The organism is Pseudomonas sp. LBUM1640 (assembly GCF_059716225.1).
The window spans coordinates 5,306,600-5,325,126 of sequence record NZ_CP166816.1; the positions used below are offsets into that span (position 1 = coordinate 5,306,600).

General features: G+C 58.9%; 18 protein-coding genes. 6 read left to right on the plus strand and 12 right to left on the minus strand.

All coding sequences use genetic code 11. The annotated features are described in order from the left end of the window. Positions 1 to 25: 25 nt before the first annotated feature. From ACA065_RS23375 to ACA065_RS23385, 3 genes are read right to left on the minus strand one after another with little or no spacing between them, the layout of a single operon-like run. Complete coding sequence (locus tag ACA065_RS23375; RefSeq protein ID WP_497691712.1) at positions 26 to 1,372, minus strand: ATP-binding protein; 1,347 nt, start codon at positions 1,370 to 1,372, stop codon at positions 26 to 28. Continuing rightward, positions 1,369 to 2,046, minus strand: a complete 678-nt coding sequence (locus ACA065_RS23380; protein ID WP_497691713.1) for a response regulator — start codon at positions 2,044 to 2,046, stop codon at positions 1,369 to 1,371. The genes ACA065_RS23375 and ACA065_RS23380 overlap by 4 nt, the downstream gene beginning before the upstream one ends. 18 nt (positions 2,047 to 2,064) lie before the next feature. After that, positions 2,065 to 2,373, minus strand: a complete 309-nt coding sequence (locus ACA065_RS23385) for a hypothetical protein (protein ID WP_497691714.1) — start codon at positions 2,371 to 2,373, stop codon at positions 2,065 to 2,067. 137 nt (positions 2,374 to 2,510) lie between these two features. Between ACA065_RS23385 and ACA065_RS23390 the strand changes: the two genes are divergently transcribed. Next, positions 2,511 to 3,227 carry a 4'-phosphopantetheinyl transferase family protein gene (locus ACA065_RS23390; protein WP_497691715.1) on the plus strand — a complete coding sequence of 239 codons (717 nt, stop codon included), beginning with the start codon at positions 2,511 to 2,513 and terminating at the stop codon, positions 3,225 to 3,227. 82 nt (positions 3,228 to 3,309) lie between these two features. Here ACA065_RS23390 and ACA065_RS23395 read toward each other — a convergent pair whose 3' ends face one another. Continuing rightward, entirely contained in the window at positions 3,310 to 4,920 is a 1,611-nt protein-coding gene (locus ACA065_RS23395) for an ATP-binding protein (RefSeq protein ID WP_497691716.1), read from the minus strand. After that, a complete protein-coding gene (locus ACA065_RS23400; protein ID WP_497691717.1) occupies positions 4,917 to 5,642 on the minus strand; it encodes a response regulator in 726 nt (241 codons plus the stop codon). Before ACA065_RS23400 ends, ACA065_RS23395 begins: the two co-directional genes overlap by 4 nt. Positions 5,643 to 6,357: 715 nt before the next feature. On the opposite strand from ACA065_RS23400, the gene ACA065_RS23405 reads away from it, so the two are divergent. Then, the gene (locus tag ACA065_RS23405; protein ID WP_497691718.1) at positions 6,358 to 9,252 is read left to right on the plus strand and encodes a ribonucleoside-diphosphate reductase subunit alpha; all 2,895 of its coding nucleotides are present in this window, start codon (positions 6,358 to 6,360) and stop codon (positions 9,250 to 9,252) included. Positions 9,253 to 9,355: 103 nt separating this feature from the next. Here ACA065_RS23405 and ACA065_RS23410 read toward each other — a convergent pair whose 3' ends face one another. The 5 genes from ACA065_RS23410 to flgB form a co-directional block, all read right to left on the minus strand. Further along, positions 9,356 to 10,414 (minus strand): hypothetical protein, encoded by a 1,059-nt coding sequence (locus tag ACA065_RS23410; protein ID WP_497691719.1) that lies wholly within the window; start codon positions 10,412 to 10,414, stop codon positions 9,356 to 9,358. 233 nt (positions 10,415 to 10,647) lie between these two features. Then, positions 10,648 to 11,958, minus strand: coding sequence for a flagellar hook protein FlgE (flgE, locus tag ACA065_RS23415; protein ID WP_497691720.1), 1,311 nt, complete (start codon positions 11,956 to 11,958; stop codon positions 10,648 to 10,650). A gap of 31 nt (positions 11,959 to 11,989) precedes the next feature. Then, the gene (gene flgD, locus ACA065_RS23420) at positions 11,990 to 12,715 is read right to left on the minus strand and encodes a flagellar hook assembly protein FlgD (protein WP_497691721.1); all 726 of its coding nucleotides are present in this window, start codon (positions 12,713 to 12,715) and stop codon (positions 11,990 to 11,992) included. 16 nt (positions 12,716 to 12,731) lie between these two features. Continuing rightward, a complete protein-coding gene (flgC, locus tag ACA065_RS23425; RefSeq protein ID WP_017138385.1) occupies positions 12,732 to 13,184 on the minus strand; it encodes a flagellar basal body rod protein FlgC in 453 nt (150 codons plus the stop codon). Positions 13,185 to 13,187: 3 nt separating this feature from the next. Then, on the minus strand, positions 13,188 to 13,595 hold the full coding sequence (flgB, locus tag ACA065_RS23430) for a flagellar basal body rod protein FlgB (protein ID WP_003214246.1): 408 nt from the start codon (positions 13,593 to 13,595) through the stop codon (positions 13,188 to 13,190). A 759-nt stretch (positions 13,596 to 14,354) separates the two neighbouring features. Here flgB and ACA065_RS23435 point away from each other — a divergent pair. Beyond that, positions 14,355 to 14,720, plus strand: a complete 366-nt coding sequence (locus ACA065_RS23435; protein WP_497691722.1) for a hypothetical protein — start codon at positions 14,355 to 14,357, stop codon at positions 14,718 to 14,720. A 91-nt stretch (positions 14,721 to 14,811) separates the two neighbouring features. Here the strand turns inward: ACA065_RS23435 and cheR are convergent, their stop codons facing one another. Continuing rightward, the gene (gene cheR, locus ACA065_RS23440; protein ID WP_497691723.1) at positions 14,812 to 15,639 is read right to left on the minus strand and encodes a protein-glutamate O-methyltransferase CheR; all 828 of its coding nucleotides are present in this window, start codon (positions 15,637 to 15,639) and stop codon (positions 14,812 to 14,814) included. Positions 15,640 to 15,682: 43 nt separating this feature from the next. Beyond that, positions 15,683 to 16,615: a chemotaxis protein CheV gene (locus tag ACA065_RS23445; RefSeq protein WP_159959138.1), complete on the minus strand. Its 933-nt coding sequence runs from the start codon at positions 16,613 to 16,615 to the stop codon at positions 15,683 to 15,685. An 81-nt stretch (positions 16,616 to 16,696) separates the two neighbouring features. Between ACA065_RS23445 and flgA the strand changes: the two genes are divergently transcribed. From flgA to ACA065_RS23460, 3 genes are all read left to right on the plus strand, one after another. Next, complete coding sequence (flgA, locus tag ACA065_RS23450) at positions 16,697 to 17,461, plus strand: flagellar basal body P-ring formation chaperone FlgA (protein WP_497691724.1); 765 nt, start codon at positions 16,697 to 16,699, stop codon at positions 17,459 to 17,461. Positions 17,462 to 17,603: 142 nt separating this feature from the next. Next, positions 17,604 to 17,930, plus strand: coding sequence for a flagellar biosynthesis anti-sigma factor FlgM (gene flgM / locus ACA065_RS23455; protein WP_497691725.1), 327 nt, complete (start codon positions 17,604 to 17,606; stop codon positions 17,928 to 17,930). A gap of 48 nt (positions 17,931 to 17,978) precedes the next feature. Next, positions 17,979 to 18,449, plus strand: coding sequence for a flagella synthesis protein FlgN (locus ACA065_RS23460; protein WP_497691726.1), 471 nt, complete (start codon positions 17,979 to 17,981; stop codon positions 18,447 to 18,449). Positions 18,450 to 18,527: the final 78 nt, after the last annotated feature.

The window sequence follows — 18,527 nt, forward strand, 5'->3', positions numbered from 1 at the left end:
AAGGGGCCAGTGGAGTCAACAGAGATCACAAGGCCGGAAAGTGAATCTTGAACGCCGCGCCACCCAGCGGTGAATCCCCAAGAGTCAGCCGCGCGCTGTAGCTTTCGATAATGTCCTTGACCACCGCCAAACCGATGCCCTGCCCCGGATGCTGGCGGTCCAGCCGTTCGCCCCTTTGCAGAATCCGCGCACGCTGATCAGGCGGCACGCCAGGGCCGTCATCCTCGATGCACAGCTCAGTGCCTTCAAGATCTTCCGTCAGGCTGATGCGCACTTCGCTCAGGCACAGGCGGTAAGCGTTTTCCAACAGGTTGCCAAGCATCTCGAGCAAGGCGCCCTTCTCAATCGGCAGGTCGCACTCTGGTGGCAAATCAAACGTCACCGTCACGCGCTTGTCGCGGTAGACCTTGTCCAAGGTGTCGCACAAGCTTTGCAGCACCGGCTCCAAACGCACCTGGTAGCGTACCAGGCCACTTTTGCGCAGGCTGGCGCGTTGCAACTGGTAGCCGATCTGCTGGCTCATGCGCTCGATCTGCGATTGCAGCACCCAGGCCTGGCCGCGATCTTCGGGGCGCTGGGCCATGTCTTCACTCACGCCTTGCAACACCGCCAGTGGGGTTTTCAGGCTGTGGGCCAAATCATCCAGGGAATCGCGATAGCGCGCACGCTGCTCGCGCTCGCTGTGCAGCAAACGGTTAAGCGAGCCGGTAAGGCGCAGCAGTTCGCGAGGGTGTTCTTCGGAGAGGCTTTCGCGGGTGCCGCCTTCGATCTGGTCAAGTTCCTGGCTCAACCGCCGCAGGGCTTGCAAGCCCCAGGTCAGGCCCAGCCACAACAGGGTCAGCAACACCAGCAAGGCCGCGCCGAAGCCGAGGTAGAGGTTCTCCTGCAGACCTTCGAGGGTCAGCTGGTATTCGCGCACCGGTTGCAGGGCGACGATACTGAACGCCGCGCTCTTGCCGCCCAGCAGCTTGACCTCGACGTCATACACGAAAAACTCCTGGCCATTGGCCTCGCGGATGCGTGCAAACTCGTTACCGCGCCCGTCGTAGCGCGGCTTGTAGTTGATGTTTTCTTCCTGGGTCGCCCGTGAGCGCCAAACGAGGTGGCCTTCACGGTCGTAGATATAGCCAAGCAGGCGGCTGTCGGTGAGGTTGAAACGTTCGTCCGGCAACTGCGCCGGCATCAACAAACGGTTGTTTTCAACCCGCGCCGCCGATATCAGCGTAGTGACGTCAGAGGCCAGGCGCTGCTCGATGGAATCCTGCAGCGCCAGGCTGAACGCCCCTTGCATGGCGGGCAATAAGCCCAGCATAAACAGCACGGCCAGGGTGGTGGCCGCCAGCATCAAGCGCACACGTAACGAGCGAATCAACGGCAGCGCTCATTAAACAGGTAGCCAAGGCCGCGCACCGTGTCGATCGGTTTGAACCCGGCCGGACCTTCCAGCTTGCGACGCAGGCGCCCGACCAGCACTTCGATCACGTTCGGATCACGCTCGTCGTCATCGGGGTAGAGCTGCTCCATCAAGCGGTCCTTGGCGACGACTTGCTGGTGGTGACGCATCAAATATTCGAGAATCCGGTACTCGTAGGCCGTCAGCGCCAACGGCTGCTCGTCCAGCGATGCTTGCTTGCGATTAAGGTCCAGCAGCAAGGGCCCGGCGACAATGGTCGACTGGGTGAAACCGCTGGAGCGGCGCAGCAAGGCGTTCATCCGCGCCTCCAGCTCTTCGAACTGGAACGGCTTGACCACGTAGTCGTCGGCGCCGGCGGCCAGGCCTTCGACCTTGTCCTGCCAGTTGCCGCGCGCGGTGAGGATCAGAATCGGAAAGGTCTTGGCCTGGTTGCGCAGTTGGCGGATCAGGTCCAGGCCACCCATGCCGGGCAGACCCAGGTCAATGATGGCCAGGTCGTGGTTGAATTGCCCGGTCTGGTACAGGGCTTCCTCGGCATTGGCCACGGCCTCGACCACGTGCCCACTGTCTGTCAGGCGGGTGAACAGGTGATGACGCAACAGCGCCTCATCTTCCACTACCAGCAATTTCATAAAGCTCTCCAAGGCAATTCAACTGTCCGACAGGGGCATATCATAGCGGCCCTGCAGGTCTTGCGGGCGTAGTTTAATGCCATTGTAGTGGCCCGTAAGGTGTTCGTAGCCGGTGCGGTAGGCCGGTTGCGGGTTGGCCTGGCCCAAGGACTGGCCCCATGGCGCGGCCTGGCTGCCGGCGTCTTCAAAGCTGACGCGCTGGATCAGGTTGCTGGACTTCTTGGTTTTCTCGCCACCAAATGCCGCAAAAGCGCCATCCGAAGCCTGGACTCCGGCCGTGGCACTGAGCATGGTTAACGCCAACATCAGCTTTTTGATCGCAGTCATGGTGCTTACCTCTACGCGTTTGGCTGTTGAAGCCAGACTACGCAAGTGCCCCTGAACTCCCCCTGAACAGGCTCTGAACCGGGCCTGAACCGTTACGGGCTATCCACTGGCGCGCCAACTGACGCAAAATACCGCGCATGACGCCCCTACCCGCTTGCTGCACCCCACTCGATGCCCATTGGCCGCTACCCTCCCCGTTGCCGGGCACGGTGTTTCTGAGCACTCGATTCGATCCGGCCTTATTAGCCGCCGGTGATTTCCAGCGCAGCGCCGTGCCGCCACCGGCCAGCATCCAGCGCTCGGTGGCCAAGCGCCAGGCGGAGTTCCTCGCCGGCCGCCTGTGCGCGCGCGCGGCGCTGCAACAGCTCGACCACCTGGATTGCGTGCCGGCCATCGGCGAAGACCGTGCACCGGTGTGGCCTGGGCACATCAGCGGCTCCATCACCCACAGCACCGGGCATGCAGCGGCGATTGTCGGGCACAAGGCGCAATGGCGTGGGCTGGGGATGGACCTGGAGAATGTGCTGACACTGGAACGGGCGGAACGCCTGGCCGGGGAAATTCTTACCGCTGAGGAGTTGCAGCGCATGGCCGCCTTGGCGCGTGAGCAGGTCGCTTTGTTGGTGACGCTGACGTTTTCGATCAAGGAGAGTTTGTTCAAGGCGCTCTACCCGATTGTGCAGAAGCGCTTTTACTTTGAGCATGCCGAGGTGCTGGAGTGGTCAGTGACCGGGCGTGTGCGGTTGCGGTTGCTGACCGACCTGTCGGCCGAGTGGTGCCATGGCAAAGAGTTGGAGGGGCAATTTGGGGTGGATGGGGAGCAGTTGTTGAGTCTGGTGGCCGTCAGGGCCTGATCTGACGCCATCGCAGGCAAGCCAGCTCCCACAGTTGAAATGCATCCCCCCTGTGGGAGCTGGCTTGCCTGCGATAGCGACCTCAAGCCTTCTCCTGATCCCTGGGCCAACTCAGGCTAAAGCACGCCCCACCCAGGTTGTTGCTCTTGCTGATCAACGCCCGCCCGCCGTGCCAATAGATCACCCGGCGCACAATCGACAAGCCCAGGCCATGCCCGCCCGAGGCGCGGGTGCGGCTGTCGTCCAGGCGCAGGAACGGCGTGAAAATGCGCTCCCAGGCGCTTTCCGGCACGCCGGGGCCATCGTCTTCGACATCGATGCGGCAACGCACCTGGCCCACCTGATAACTGATCAACACGTGGCCCTGGGCATGGCGCATCGCATTGCTCACCAGGTTTTGCAGGGCACGGTGCAGGTAGCGCGGCTCGGCGTCGACCCAGGCGTCATCCCAGTGCGGCGATGACAAACACACGCCGCGGGTCACCGTGACCTGCGGGCGCAGTGGCGACAATTCGCCGATCACCTGATCGAGCAACGCGCTGAGGTCGACCCGCTGGAAATTCAGCTCCGGCGCACCCTGCTCCAGGCGTGCGTAGGTGAGCATTTCGTCAACCAGGCCATCGAGGTCCTGGATATCGCTGTCCATGCCATCCATGTATTTACGCCGCGCCTCAGGGGTAGCGGCGTCGCCGATCATCTCCAGGCCAAAGCGCAGGCGCGCCACTGGGGTGCGCAGTTCGTGGGACACCGCGCGCACCAGTTCACGCTGGATCGCCAGCAACTGCTGCAGGTGCTCGGCCATGCCATTAAAAGCAGCGGCCAGGCGCCCCACCGAATCGGCGCCGCGCGCCGGTACGCGTACTTCCAGGTTGCCTTTGGCAATGCGCGTGGCCGCCGCTTCCAGGCCCTTGAGACGCCGCTCGAGCTGGCGCACCAATAAATACACGATCAAGCCGATCAGGGTCAGGCTGATCAGCGCGATCAGAATCAACCATTGCGGCGGATAGGGGTTCATTTGATACAGCGGGCCGATCTCCAGCACCCACGGCGTACCGACCATGCCGGCAAACACGCGGATCGAATCGCCGCCCTTGCCCAAGGCCATCACCGTATCGCCTTCCGAGACCCGGCGGCGCTGGTCATCGTCCATGTCGGCCTGATCCAGGGTCATCAGGTGCATGTCAAAACCAAAGCCCTTGGCCTCCTTGATGTCGGCCAATTTTTGCGGCTGCTCAGCGACCGGGAAGCGCACCAGTTCGTCAGCCAGCAGGTAAATCGTCGCACGGGCCAGTTGCTCGCTGATCTGCTGCACTTCGCCCGTGAGTACCCACTGTTCGTGCTCGCTGACCAGGCGCAGCACTCGCGCCGCATGCGGCCCGGTCTGCTCCACCAGCACCTGGCCACGTTGCAGGCGGTTGCGTTGGCCCAGATCCAGCTGAGCATCGGCCAGCGGGCGCAGCTCCAAGGGGATGCCGAGCAAACGCTCCCACACGGCGAGGGCCCGTTGGCGCTCGATGGGGCTCATGGGTTGCAGGTTGTCGCCCATCAACGCAAACGTGCCGTGGGCCAGGCGCTCACGGTATTGGCCGCTGCGCACTTCATTGAGCAGGTGCAAGGCCAGCACACCCAGCAATGCAACCAGAATCAGCGCCGCACACATGCCGCCGTAGATGCGCAGGAAGATCGAGTTCACAGCAGCATATCGGCGGCGGCTTCGGGCACGAACAGGTAGCCTTTGCTGCGGATGGTCTTGATCAGACGCGGGTGGATCGGGTCATCGCCAATCTTGGGGCGGATACGTGAAATGCGTACATCAATGGAGCGATCCTGGCCGTCATAGCCGATGCCGCGCAGGGCGATGAAAATCTCTTCGCGGGACAGGATGCGGCCGGCATTCGCCACCAGCAGCCACAGCAGGTCGAATTCGGCACTGGTCAGCTCGATGCCGCCGTTGTGCAGCCAGGCTTCGCGCAGGGCGTTGTCGACTACCAGCGGGCCAAATTGCAGGCGGCGCTGGTTTTCCACGACCACAGGTTCCGCCGGCTCGCTACGCCGCAGCAAGGCCTGGATACGCGCCAGCAGCAAGCGCGGGCGCACGGGTTTGCACACGTAGTCGTCGGCGCCCATGTCCAGGCCCTGCACCTGGTCCATATCGTCGGTGCGCGCGGTGAGCATCAGGATCACACCGTCATAGCGCTCGCGCACTGTGCGGCAGATGCTCAGGCCGTCTTCGCCGGGCAGCATCAGGTCAAGGATCACCAGGTCAGGCTGTTCGGCGATGATGCGTGCCGCCGCCAGCGCGCCGTCGCTTTCCACCGACACCCGCAGGCCGTTGCTCTCCAGGTAATCACGGGTCAACTCGGCCAATCGCTCGTCGTCTTCGACAATCAATATTTGCCAGGTTTCTTGCTCCATGCCCTACCTCGGTTCTAATTATTGTCATGTATGGCAAACACAATACTGCCTTTATTGAAGGCCGATTGTAGCCATGGGCCAGCCCTCTAGCACAAGCCGGGAAATCCATTCGGTGATCGCGTTTTTTTGTGATAGGGTTCGCGCCCTCAAAAATCCAACAGACGGTTTTTGCCTTGGAATATTCGGTGACAAACGGCGTAATCCAGCAGTACTGCGGCCTACACGGGCATTCCACGTTTCATACACATTTTACCCACAGCGTTATCCACAGGTAGTGCGTTGCTAAGCCCCCGAAAACGCATTATCTTGTACCTCGGCGCTAAAAAAACCCTACATGTAGGGTTTTAAGCGAAAAAACCAAACACAGATCAGACAAGAAACTCAAGTGCTTTCTTGCTCCTGTTTGGTTGAACCAAAGTATTTTTTAAAAGCCCAAACCGCGCACGCGGACGGCAGCCGTTTTCCAGCCTCAACAGCAGAAAGCGGTACGGGTGTTGCAGTGCTTGAAGCGAGCAACTGTCACCCACCAGGAATACGGCGAAGGGCACTTCAAGGCCCGAACCGAAGACTTCGGCATGGAAGCGGCGCGATGAGCTCCCTTCCTCCTGTCCCGAAGTTGTTATGCCAGGCCCAGGCCTGCTGTAAGTGCTTCAGGACGGAACGGTGGGCACCGTGATGGTGCCCAAATAAATATAGAATGTGGAGACAACCCCCCATGCAAACCGACACAACTCGCGAGAACCCGCAAGGCTCCGTGCCGCAGGCCGCTGATTCGAATATGGATCTGTCCGCCACCGCACCTGGCCAATTGCGCGTGATCAAGCGTAACGGCACTGTCGTTCCTTACACCGATGACAAGATCACCGTCGCCATCACCAAAGCGTTTCTTGCAGTTGAGGGCGGCACCGCTGCCGCCTCGTCGCGCATCCACGACACTGTTGCCCGCCTGACCGAACAAGTCACCGCGACCTTCAAGCGTCGCATGCCATCGGGCGGCACCATCCACATCGAAGAAATCCAGGACCAGGTTGAACTGGCCCTGATGCGTGCCGGCGAGCAGAAAGTCGCGCGCGATTACGTCATCTATCGTGATGCCCGTTCCAAGGAACGCGCGGTACGCACCCCGGCCGAAGAAGCAGCCGTACAGGCTCACCCGTCGATCCGCATCAGCCTGGCTGACGGTTCGTTTGCACCGCTGGACCTGGGCCGCCTGAACACCATCATCACCGAGGCCTGCGAAGGCCTGGAAGAAGTCGACGGCGACCTGATCCAGCGCGAAACCCTGAAAAACCTGTACGACGGCGTGGCTCTGACCGACGTCAACACCGCCCTGGTGATGACCGCCCGTACCCTGGTTGAACGTGAGCCGAACTACTCGTTCGTGACCGCGCGCCTGCTGATGGACACCCTGCGTGCCGAAGGCCTGGGCTTCCTCGGCGTGGCCGACAGCGCCACCCACCACGAAATGGCCGACCTGTACGCCAAGGCTCTGCCGGCCTACATCGCCAAGGGTATCGAATTCGAATTGCTGAACCCGATCCTGGCCACCTTCGACCTGGAAAAACTCGGCAAGGCAATCAACCACGAGCGCGACCAGCAGTTCACTTACCTGGGCCTGCAAACCCTGTACGACCGTTACTTCATCCACAAGGACGGTATCCGCTTCGAACTGCCGCAAGTGTTCTTCATGCGCGTGGCCATGGGCCTGGCGATTGAAGAGAAGCACAAAGAAGACCGTGCCATCGAGTTCTACAACCTGCTGTCGTCCTTCGACTACATGTCGTCGACCCCGACGCTGTTCAACGCCGGCACCCTGCGTCCACAGCTGTCGAGCTGCTACCTGACCACCGTGCCGGATGACCTGTCGGGCATCTACCACGCGATTCACGACAACGCCATGTTGTCCAAATTCGCCGGCGGCCTGGGTAACGACTGGACCCCGGTGCGTGCACTGGGTTCGTACATCAAGGGCACCAACGGCAAGTCCCAGGGCGTTGTACCGTTCCTGAAAGTAGTGAACGACACCGCCGTTGCGGTTAACCAGGGCGGCAAGCGCAAAGGCGCGGTGTGTGCCTACCTGGAAACCTGGCACATGGACATTGAAGAGTTCATCGAGCTGCGCAAGAACACCGGTGATGATCGTCGTCGTACCCACGACATGAACACCGCCAACTGGATCCCTGACCTCTTCATGAAGCGCGTCTTCGATGACGGCCCGTGGACCCTGTTCTCGCCTTCCGAAGTGCCGGACCTGCACGACCTGACCGGCAAGGCCTTCGAAGAGCGTTATGAGTACTACGAAGCCCTGTCCCAGTACCCAGGCAAGATCAAGCTGTTCAAGACCATCCAGGCCAAAGACCTGTGGCGCAAAATGCTGTCGATGCTGTTTGAAACCGGCCACCCATGGTTGACCTTCAAAGACCCGTGCAACCTGCGTAGCCCGCAGCAGCACGTGGGCGTGGTTCACAGCTCGAACCTGTGCACCGAGATCACCTTGAACACCAACAAGGACGAGATCGCCGTTTGCAACCTGGGCTCGATCAACCTGCCGAACCACATCGTCAACGGCAAGCTGGACACCGCCAAGCTGGAACGCACCGTCAACACCGCCGTTCGCATGCTCGATAACGTTATCGACATCAACTACTACTCGGTGCCACAGGCGCAGAACTCCAACTTCAAGCACCGCCCTGTCGGCCTTGGCATCATGGGCTTCCAGGACGCTTTGTACCTGCAGCACATTCCGTACGGTTCGGATGCAGCAGTCGAATTCGCCGACAAGTCCATGGAAGCGGTCAGCTACTACGCGATCCAGGCTTCCTGCGACCTGGCCGACGAGCGCGGCGCCTACGAGACGTTCCAGGGCTCGCTGTGGTCCAAAGGCATCCTGCCGCTGGATTCGCAACAGATCCTGATCGAGCAGCGTGGCCAGAAGTACATCGACGTTGACCTGAACGAATCCCTGGACTGGGCGCCGGTACGTGCCCGCGTGCAGAAAGGCATTCGTAACTCCAACATCATGGCCATCGCGCCGACCGCGACCATCGCCAACATCACTGGCGTATCGCAGTCGATCGAACCGACTTACCAGAACCTGTATGTGAAATCGAACCTGTCGGGCGAATTCACCGTGATCAACCCGTACCTGGTTCGCGACCTCAAAGCCCGCGGCCTGTGGGACTCGGTCATGATCAATGACCTGAAGTACTACGACGGTTCGGTGCAGCAGATCGAGCGCATCCCGCAAGAACTCAAAGAGCTCTACGCGACAGCCTTCGAAGTGGACACCAAGTGGATCGTTGACGCCGCCAGCCGTCGTCAGAAGTGGATCGACCAGGCTCAGTCGCTGAACCTGTACATCGCCGGTGCTTCGGGCAAGAAACTGGACGTGACCTACCGCATGGCTTGGTATCGTGGCCTGAAAACCACTTACTACCTCCGTGCCCTGGCCGCGACCAGCACCGAGAAGTCGACCATCAACACCGGTAAGCTGAACGCTGTTTCCAGCGGCAACCACGGTGATGATTCGGTACTCGCAGCACCCGCCGGCCCAGCGCCAGTGCCAAAGGCTTGCGCGATTGACGAGCCGGATTGCGAAGCTTGCCAATAAGCTGAGTCCGTCCCGGGCTTGATGCCCGGGATTATAAAACCGACTGCCCTGAACATCTTGGGGCTGTCGGTTTTTTTTGCATGGCTGGCAGCGTTCTCAGCCTCTAGATCAGTGCGAACGCATTGGGTTGCGTTGGATTGCCACCACGCCGTCCATATAACTCTATCCTCCCGCCGATCACCGCCATTGAGTGCTGGCCATCGTCCACAATCCCTAATCCCATACTATTTGACAGCAAAGAACTCGACGTCGGCCTGACATAGGCTTTAAGCCCAAGACGATGCAACCCTTCAAGGCTGTTCTCGGTATTGTTCAAAGTCTGAGTTGCCTCCAGGAAAGTGAGACCTGTCTTGCCATCATTGCCCTCCATTTGCGCCCGCTTGGCACTGACGGCGTACAGGAAGTTGGCTTCAGTTATCATGGCAGGATCATCCCCCTTGAATCGGGCCTGCTGTGCAGCCACCTCCAGTTCGTCCTTTCTCAAATGGTAAATCTTATCCCCGTCCCGCATCTGAACGTCCCAACCATTACCTGATTCGCGAACGTCCTCGAAAATATCCGTGGCCTTCTGGCCAAACCTCATCATTGCAGCCTTTATCGCTGAAACCGTGACGCAGTTTCCATCCGGCCCCTGGCTGAAACCACTCCAGATATTGCCAGCCTCTCTGTTCATCCCCGGCTTCTTCCCGGGATTATTTTTGTCCACCTTGTAGTCAATGTAACCAGCCCCTTCGGTGAACGGCTTGTCACTCATGGATTGAGCCGCGCCATAATTGGCTGGATCTGCTCTTACGCGACCGCCGCCATCACCACCGGCACTGCGAGCACTTGACGGTGGTGATGAGGGCGGTGACGTATCCGCGTCATCAGGAAACAGATCCGGAAACAGCCGCTTCAAAAGCGCGAGCAAATCTCCGTACATTTCTTTCTTTAACTGTTCAAGGATCGCCTTGAACTTCTCGTCCCCGAGCTCCGCTCTCTTTTCATTCAGCTTGTCACGCAGATCCTGGACGGTCTGGTTCTTGGACGTTTTCTCGGCGACATCAAGCGCTTTGAGCAGCTTGCCGACAACTTCCTTATTGGAATCCGGATCAGCCTTTTTTTCTTCAGCGCGGCTTACGCCGCCCTGGTACTGCCCTGCACTACCCACGTCATATCGCACAGCCCCAGCTCCATGGCCAGGCATCGACGAACTCCACATACCGCCCCCTTGTAATGACAAGACCCAAAGCCTCTGGCTTGATAAGTGGAAAGAAGGGTGTAGTCAGTTCCAGCAAAAACAGGTGGTCTCGTAATCGGGCGGGCGGTGGGAGTCGTGCCTGATGCCAAATGACAGGCAAAAAAAGCCCCTCGATCGAGGGGCTTTCGTTGCGCTTGCGCGTCAGGCCAACAGCATCAGGTCATCTGAATGATGGTCTGCATGATGGTGCTCTGGGTAGAGATGGTCTTGGCGTTCGCCTGGTAGTTGCTCTGGGCCTTGATCAGGTCCACCAGCTCGTTGGTCAGGTTGACGTTGGAGTTCTCCAGGGAGTTGGCCACGATCGAACCCAAGGTGCCAGCTTGCGGGGTGTCAAAGCCCGGCTGGCCAGACGCGAAGGTCTCCCTCCAGGTGGTGCCGCCAGCAGGCTGCAGGCCCTGCTCGTTATTGAAGCTGGCCAGGGAGATCTGGCCGATCGCCTTGCTCTGCTGGTTGCTGAACGTTGCAAACAGTACGCCGCTGCCGTCGATTTTCAAGCCGGTGATCTGGCCGGTGGCATAACCGTCAGTGGTCGGCGGGTTGCGATAGGTAGCCGAGTTGTACTGGGTGATGCTGGCCATGTTGATGGCAATGCCCGTAGGGTTGGCATCCGCGCCGTTTTTCGTCCATACGCCGTTAGTCACTGTACCAGGGACCCAACCGGTAATGGTCAGGGTGGTGCCGGACACAGCAGGGCCGACGATGCTCGTGAGCTTGCCGGCACCATCAAAGGTCAAGGTGGACGGCACAGGCGCGACAGCACCAGTACCTGTAGGCGGGCTGCCATCCGGGTTACGACCATCAATCAGGGTATAGGCATTCCACTTGTTGCCGTCGGTTTTAACCAGGTACTGCACCATCGGGTGCGCGTTACCCTGGGAGTCGTACAAGGTGGTGCTGTACTGGGTGGTAAAGGTGCTGGTGTCGGTAGGATCAAACGGCTTGGCCGTTTGGTCGATCACCGGCTCCGAGGAGTTCAGATTACTGGTGGAATCCACCTTGGTAGAGGCCTTCGGCGGCAGATTCGACAGGTTCAGTTGCAGGTCGGTCAGGCCGCCCTTGTTGATCTTGCCGTTATCGTCGGCCGCATAACCTTGCAGGCGCGAAGTACCGGTGTTGTTGGTGATGTAGCCGTCTTTGTCGGCACGGAACGCACCACTGCGGGTGTATTCCAGTGAACCGTCGCTACCCTTCTGTACGAAGAAGCCACCGCCCTGGATCGCCATGTCCAGGATGCCGCCGCTGTTGTTCACATCACCCTGGGTGAACTGCTGGGACACCGCCGCCAGGTTCACACCGTTGCCGATGCTGTTCTGGCCGGTGCCCAGCTTGGACGCTGCATAGATATCCGTGAACTCGGCACGGGACGATTTGAAGCCAGTGGTCGCAACGTTGGCAATGTTGTTGCCGGTCACGTCCAGTTGTTTGTTGGCCGCATAGAGGCCGCTAAGGCCGATGTTAAAAGACATGTTTCTCTCCTTCTGCCGTATTTAGCCGGCTCTATGTACCGATAGTCTGAATTTGCGACAGCTTGACGCTGCCCATGCCGCCCGCGAGGTTCAGCAGCATTTCGCCGCCGGTCTTGCTCAACGTCACGCTGGTGACGGTTGCCGGCAACGACGTTGCCATGGCAACCGAATCGCCTTTGTCATTCTTGGTGGTGGCCGCAAAGGTGTAAGTGCCGGCTGGTGCGACCTCACCCTTGTCGTTCTTGCCATCCCATATAAAGCTGGCATCGCCGGCGCTCTGGGCGCCCATGTCGAGGGTGCGCACCACGTTGCCGTCTTTGTCGGTGATCTTCACCGAGACGTTACCCGTGGCCGCCGTCACCGCCACCGAGCCGGTCATGCTCTTGCTGGTATCAACCATGGCCTTGTCGGTTTGGGTGATGATCGAGCGTCCCACCAGCGACGATGCTTGCAGCGCTTGCGAGGAGCTGAAGTTGCTGGAGATCGCATTCACCGAGTCGTTAAGGGTGTTGATGCCTTCCAGGCTGCTGAACTGCGCCAGTTGCGCCACGAACGCGCCGTTGTCCTGAGGCGACAGCGGGTTCTGGTTTTTGAGCTGGGTCACCAGCAGTTGCAGGAATGCGTCCTTGCCCAGCGACTGGTTACCCGTCGCCGCATTGGCAGCGCTACCGAGGCTGCTGTTGTCCGTCGCGGTCTTGACCTTGGAATTGAAAAGGTCCTGGACTGCCGTGTTGTTAGTCGTATCAACGATGGCCATTATTTGGCGCCCCTTATCACTGACCCAGGGTCAGGACCTTCTGCATCATGGTTTTGGCGGTGTTCATCATTTCCGCGTTGGTCTGGAACGAGCGGCTGGCGGAGATCATGTCGGCCATTTCCTCGACCACGTTGACGTTGGGGTAGTAGACATAACCCTTTTCGTTCGCGGCGGGGTGGTTAGGCTCATAACGCGCCTCCAGATTGCTCTGGTCTTCCACTACGCCGAGCACCTGCACACCTTGACCGGCGGCATCCTGGTTCTGGAACAGCGAATCGCCGCTACCGCTCTGGCCAGCCTGGCCGCCCTGGAACATGGTGGCGAACACCGGGTGACGGGCGCGGTAGGTCTGGTCAATGCTCGAAGACACGGTTTCGGCGTTGGCGATGTTACTGGCGACGGTGTTCAAACGCGTGGTCTGCGCGCTCATGCCACTGCCGGCAATATTGAAAACACTGGCTAAGGACATGGCTTACTCTCCACGCAGGGCTGACATCAGCCCTTTGAATTTGCTGTTGAGCAGGGTAAAGCTGGCCTGAAAGTTCACCGAGTTCTCGGCGTAGGCCGATTGTTCCAGCTGGGCGTCGACGGTGTTCTGGTCGATCGACGGCTGCATCGGCGTGCGATACAGCAGCGACTCGTCACCATTGCCCAGGCCTTGCGCTTCAATATGACGGCTGTTGGTCATGTTCAAGGCGAAGGTGCCGTTCTTGGTCTTGTCCTGCTGTGCGGCGAGCACGGCGGAGAAGTCCAGGTCCCGAGCCTTGTAGTTCGGGGTGTCGGCGTTGGCAATGTTGTTAGCCAGGACTTCGGCACGCTGGGCGCGGAAGCCCAGGGCTTGTTCGTGGATACCGAGCGCTTTATCGAAGCTGATGCTCATGGCGGAAACCTTTAGGCTGACCTGCTTTTCGTAACAAGGTCATAGCAAGGCCCATGCCAGTTTTCCAGAGCCCCGTAACTCAAGGGTTTGCGGGGAGGTTGCCGGCGGCAATGCCAGAAAAGCGGCAACGGGTTTCCGCGTGGCGCCAGTAAAGCGGCAATGGGATTGCCGCTTTTTTTGGATTGAAGCACATGAGGGGAGAACACCACTTTCAAGATTGACCATTCCTAACCATTCCTAACCACTCGTCAGCACTGTCAGTTCTGACAGTTGCGGTACCCCCCACCCAGGTGTCTGATCGGGCAGACGTTACTTCATCGCATTGCTGAGACATCAAAAATGCTAAATCTCCCGGCACCAAAATTTATCGACCAGGATTCGGCGGTCCCGATCCCGAATTTTTTTACCCGTACTATCGTCGGAGACTCTGCCAGATTGACCCTGGATTTCCCCATGCTTGCAGGAGACCAGATATTTCTGAGGTTGCTCAGTAGCGTCCTTGGCGGTGAGCACAATCAAAGCTTTTACATTGCCCAAAACGCTCCACGATGCGAAATACTCATACCAAGGACCTTCGTGGTAGCCAGCACGGGAACTACTATAAGTCTGGTGTTGCAGGTCATACGCAACCTGCAAATTTCCCCAGCCCCCACCGTGAGGGTGAACATCAACCCAAGCCCCATCGTTACTCCACCTACACCCACAATATGGGATTTCAGCGATGGCTCATTCCAGGGCTGGGTACCGCAGGGGCCTTATGTGGGCATGTTGCTGCACGTGATCAATTCGAGCGTGGTCGTTGACGTGCCAAACAGCCGGGCAGCCAGCGCCCATATCATCACCCGTGCCGTACCCATGATCGCAGGGCGCACATACGACTTCAGCTTTGTCGTGATTGGCGGCGCGGCCACCAGCGATGGTTCGACCTTGTATCTGACGATGAATGGCACCCGAATCGGTCCCACCGTACAGAACATCACTCAAGCCCAGCCGCAAACCGGGAACGGAACCTACGCGGCCACCACGACAGGTGATGGGCGGCTAGGTATTTTCAACGCGACGGTGCCCAACAACGGGCCTCACTCCATAATCCTTGGCAATATCCGAATGATACCCCGGCCCTGACTACATCCGATGCGGCGCCGTCGGAACGTTGCGCGCATAAAAAACGGGAGGCCTTTGCGGGGCCTCCCGTTTTTTTATGCTCAAACGCCGATCACTTGGCCTGGTAAATGATACCGGGGCTGCACTGCACCATCTGGTAATGTTCCGGCAAGCCGTTCAGCGCCTCGGACGCACCGAGGAACAGGTAACCACCGCGCTTGAGCGTGCCGTGGATACGCAACAGGATGTCTTTCTTCACTTCGGCCGAGAAATAGATCAGCACGTTGCGGCAGAACACCATGTCGAATTTGCCCAGGCTGGCATAGCTGTCGAGCAGGTTGAACGAGCGAAACTCTACTCGGCTCTTGATCGGCGCCTTTATCGCCCAACGCCCGGCCCCTTTGGGGTCGAAGAAACGTTGCAGGCGTTCCGGGGACAAACCACGGCCCAGGGCCAGGCTGTCGTACTCGCCGGTCTTGCAGTTGGTGAGCATGGTGCCGGACAAGTCCGTGGCGACAATTTGCGCCCCAGCCTTCAACTGGCCCATGTTCGTGCGCTCGAACTCGTCGATGGACATCGAGATCGAGTACGGTTCCTGCCCCGAAGAACAGGCAGCCGACCAAATACGCAGGCGCTGGCCCGGGCTTGCCTTGATAGCCTCCGGCAGCACTTTGCTCTTGAGCACCTCGAAGGGGTAGGTGTCGCGAAACCACAAGGTTTCGTTGGTGGTCATTGCATCGACCACCATTTCCTTGAGCCCGCTGCGCGGCTGCCCCTGAATGCGCTGCACCAACTCACTCAGGGACTTGATGCCCTGCTGCTCCATCAGTTTGTTGAGACGGCTGGATACCAGGTACTGCTTGTTTTCACCGAGCAATATGCCACAGGCTTTTTCCAGGAAGACCCGGAACTGTTCAAAATCCAAATTACCCGTAGACACTGATACCGCCTCTAAAATCGTAAGACCGCCAGGGAAAAAGCCCCTAGCCGTGATCTGCTGCCTTGATCCGGTCGACTACCCGGGATGCCAGGTCATCAGGGCGGAACTTGGCCAAAAAGTCATCAGCACCGACCTTCTTGACCATCGCCTGATTGAATACACCCGACAACGAAGTATGCAGGATGATATGCAATTTTTGCATGCGTGGGTCGTTGCGTATCTCGGCCGTGAGGGTATAGCCGTCCATTTCCGGCATCTCGATGTCGGAGATCATCATCAAGAATTCTTCTTCCGGCTTCTTGCCTTCATCCACCAGCTTGCGCAGGTAATCCAGGGCCTGGCGCCCATCGTTGAGGGCTACCACTTCTACACCCACCGTTTGCAGGCAACGGCTTACCTGCTTACGGGCCACCGAAGAATCGTCCACGGTCAGCACGCGCAGCGAAATAGCCTTGTGCGCCGTCTCGGCATCCACGACACCCACCGAGATCGATTCCGAGGTGGGCGCCACTTCGGCGAGGATTTTCTCCACGTCGATGATTTCCACCAACTGGTTATCAACCCGCGTCACCGCCGTGAGGTAGTGATCACGACCGGTGCCCTTGGGCGGCGGATGGATCTCTTCCCAGTTCATGTTGACGATGCGCTCCACCGAGCGCACCAGGAAACCCTGAGTCTTGGTGTTGTACTCCGTGATAATCACAAACGGGCTCTGGCGATCCTGCAACCCGGCGGAACCGGTGGCCATGGCCAAGTCAAGAATCGGGATAGTTGCGCCACGGATATTGGCCACGCCACAGACCACTGGGCTGGATTTAGGCATTATGGTCAGCTTGGGGCACTGCAACACTTCCCGAACTTTAAACACATTGATGCCGTATAGCTGCTTGCCATCGAGGCGAAAAAGCAACAGCTCCAGGCGGTTCTGCCCCACCAGCTGTGTACGCTGGTTTACTGAATCCATTACTCCTGCCATGCCCAGACTCCTACGCTAAAACCTTTGGGGGTGCGACGCGCACCCAACACTAAACGGCACGAGCTTTGCTATTTATTATTCATGGATATCAAAACGACAGTTTCCCGACGCCCCAACCTCCAACGGTACTGCAGATTGCTCTGCGTCACGATGGCTTTGTTTGCCGTGGGCTCAGGCGCCACGGCCCGTGCAGATAATGTCACCCTGCCTGATCTCCTTATCGGCGTCACTCAAGGCTTTCTTGAGTTCACTGTAGAAGATTATCTGGCAACCACACAGACGCCTGGGCGATATGAAATTCAGGTCAACCAACTGGACCCGCGCTTGCGCATGCCAATGTGCGACAAGGAATTGACAGCCACCCTGGAAAGCCCGGCCCAGCCCATCGGCCGTGTGACAGTCAAAGTGCGCTGCGAAGGCGCTTCGCCCTGGACTGTGTTCGTACCGGCACAGGTGAAACTGTTCCGCGATGTGGTGGTGGTGACACGGCCATTAAAACGCACCGGCATCATCGGTTTCGACGACGTGGCCATGCGTGAACGCGATATAAGCCTGATCAATCAGGGCTACCTCACCTCGCTTGACCAGGCGGTGGGGCAAAAACTTACCCGACCAATGGTCGCCGACCAAGTTATCACTCTGGTCCATCTGGAGCAGGCCGAGGTGATTCGCAAAGGCGATCAGGTGGTCATTTCCGCCAGCAGTGGCGGGCTGACCGTAAAAATGCCGGGTGAAGCGCTGTCCAACGGCGGCATGAGCGAACAGATCAGGGTCAAAAACCTCAACTCCAACCGGGTGATCAAGGCGCAAGTAACGGCACCCGGGCAAGTCGAGGTTGCTTTATAGTTTACTGGCACAGGACGCCTGCTTTTCCTACACTGTGCGTGAGACATCCGCACGTGCAGGTTTATTGTCAATCGAGCCTAAAGTTTGTCCGGGTATGGCCGAAAACATGGCAAGCGTCCAAATACCCAGAGGTTTTTTTAACATGGTCATCGATTTCAGTCGTTTGAATAACACCCCGGCTTTGCCCGGCAACACGCGCACCAGCGGTGCCAAGGACAGCGTGGAAGCCAAGGCCCAGCCAGCTCCTGCTGCCAAAGCAGAACAGGCCAGCGCCAGCCAAAGCGGGGAATCCGTACACCTGAGCAATGAGGCTCAACAGTTGCAGAAGGTCACTGACTCGCTGCGCGACCAGCCGGTTGTCAATAAAGCCCGTGTGGCCGAATTGAAACAGGCAATCGCCGATGGCAGCTATAAAGTCGACAGCAACCGTGTAGCCAGCAAACTGCTTAACTTCGAAGCCGAGCGCTAGGCAAAGGCCTGCGCAGGGCTTTTGGACGCTTAAAACCCAAGGCCAGCCATGCACCACGACGAACATTTGCTTCAACTGATCATTGATGATCTGGCGCCGACGCAACATTTGCTCGAGCTGCTCAAAGAAGAGTCCCTGGCCCTGTACGGCCGGGATATGCGCTTGCTGGAAGAAATCCTGGCGCGCAAACAGTCGCTGATCGTGCTGCTGGAGCAGCATGGCAAGAAGCGCAGCGAAATTCTCATCAGCCTGGGCCTCCCGGCTGATCATGACGGCCTCGCACAACTGGCCAGCCACTCCTCGGTTGGCGATCAGTTGCTGACGCAGAGCACCGCACTCAATCAATTGCTCGCCCAGTGCCAGGAAGCCAACCTGCTTAACGGTCAGTCGATCCAGCTGCAGCAAGCGACGACCGCCAACCAGTTGCGCATACTTCACGGCGGAGAGCCTCCGGCCCTGTACAACGCCCAAGGCTCCACTTCACGCCTGGTCAAGCCAAGCACCCGCAGCCAAGCCTGACGCCGGTTTACAGCGCGCCCTATCCAAGGCGCGCTACATGCTGGCAAAATGCCGGTTCTTGCGTGTAGTCGTATTTTG

Coding starts and splice junctions, on each gene's coding strand:
- ACA065_RS23380 (WP_497691713.1), bottom strand. CDS start 2,046: ATGAAATTGCTGGTAGTGGAAGATGAGGCGCTGTTGCGTCATCACCTG.
- ACA065_RS23385 (WP_497691714.1), bottom strand. CDS start 2,373: ATGACTGCGATCAAAAAGCTGATGTTGGCGTTAACCATGCTCAGTGCC.
- ACA065_RS23390 (WP_497691715.1), top strand. CDS start 2,511: ATGACGCCCCTACCCGCTTGCTGCACCCCACTCGATGCCCATTGGCCG.
- ACA065_RS23400 (WP_497691717.1), bottom strand. CDS start 5,642: ATGGAGCAAGAAACCTGGCAAATATTGATTGTCGAAGACGACGAGCGA.
- ACA065_RS23405 (WP_497691718.1), top strand. CDS start 6,358: ATGCAAACCGACACAACTCGCGAGAACCCGCAAGGCTCCGTGCCGCAG.
- flgE (WP_497691720.1), bottom strand. CDS start 11,958: ATGTCTTTTAACATCGGCCTTAGCGGCCTCTATGCGGCCAACAAACAA.
- flgD (WP_497691721.1), bottom strand. CDS start 12,715: ATGGCCATCGTTGATACGACTAACAACACGGCAGTCCAGGACCTTTTC.
- flgC (WP_017138385.1), bottom strand. CDS start 13,184: ATGTCCTTAGCCAGTGTTTTCAATATTGCCGGCAGTGGCATGAGCGCG.
- flgB (WP_003214246.1), bottom strand. CDS start 13,595: ATGAGCATCAGCTTCGATAAAGCGCTCGGTATCCACGAACAAGCCCTG.
- ACA065_RS23445 (WP_159959138.1), bottom strand. CDS start 16,615: ATGGCAGGAGTAATGGATTCAGTAAACCAGCGTACACAGCTGGTGGGG.
- flgA (WP_497691724.1), top strand. CDS start 16,697: ATGGATATCAAAACGACAGTTTCCCGACGCCCCAACCTCCAACGGTAC.
- flgM (WP_497691725.1), top strand. CDS start 17,604: ATGGTCATCGATTTCAGTCGTTTGAATAACACCCCGGCTTTGCCCGGC.
- ACA065_RS23460 (WP_497691726.1), top strand. CDS start 17,979: ATGCACCACGACGAACATTTGCTTCAACTGATCATTGATGATCTGGCG.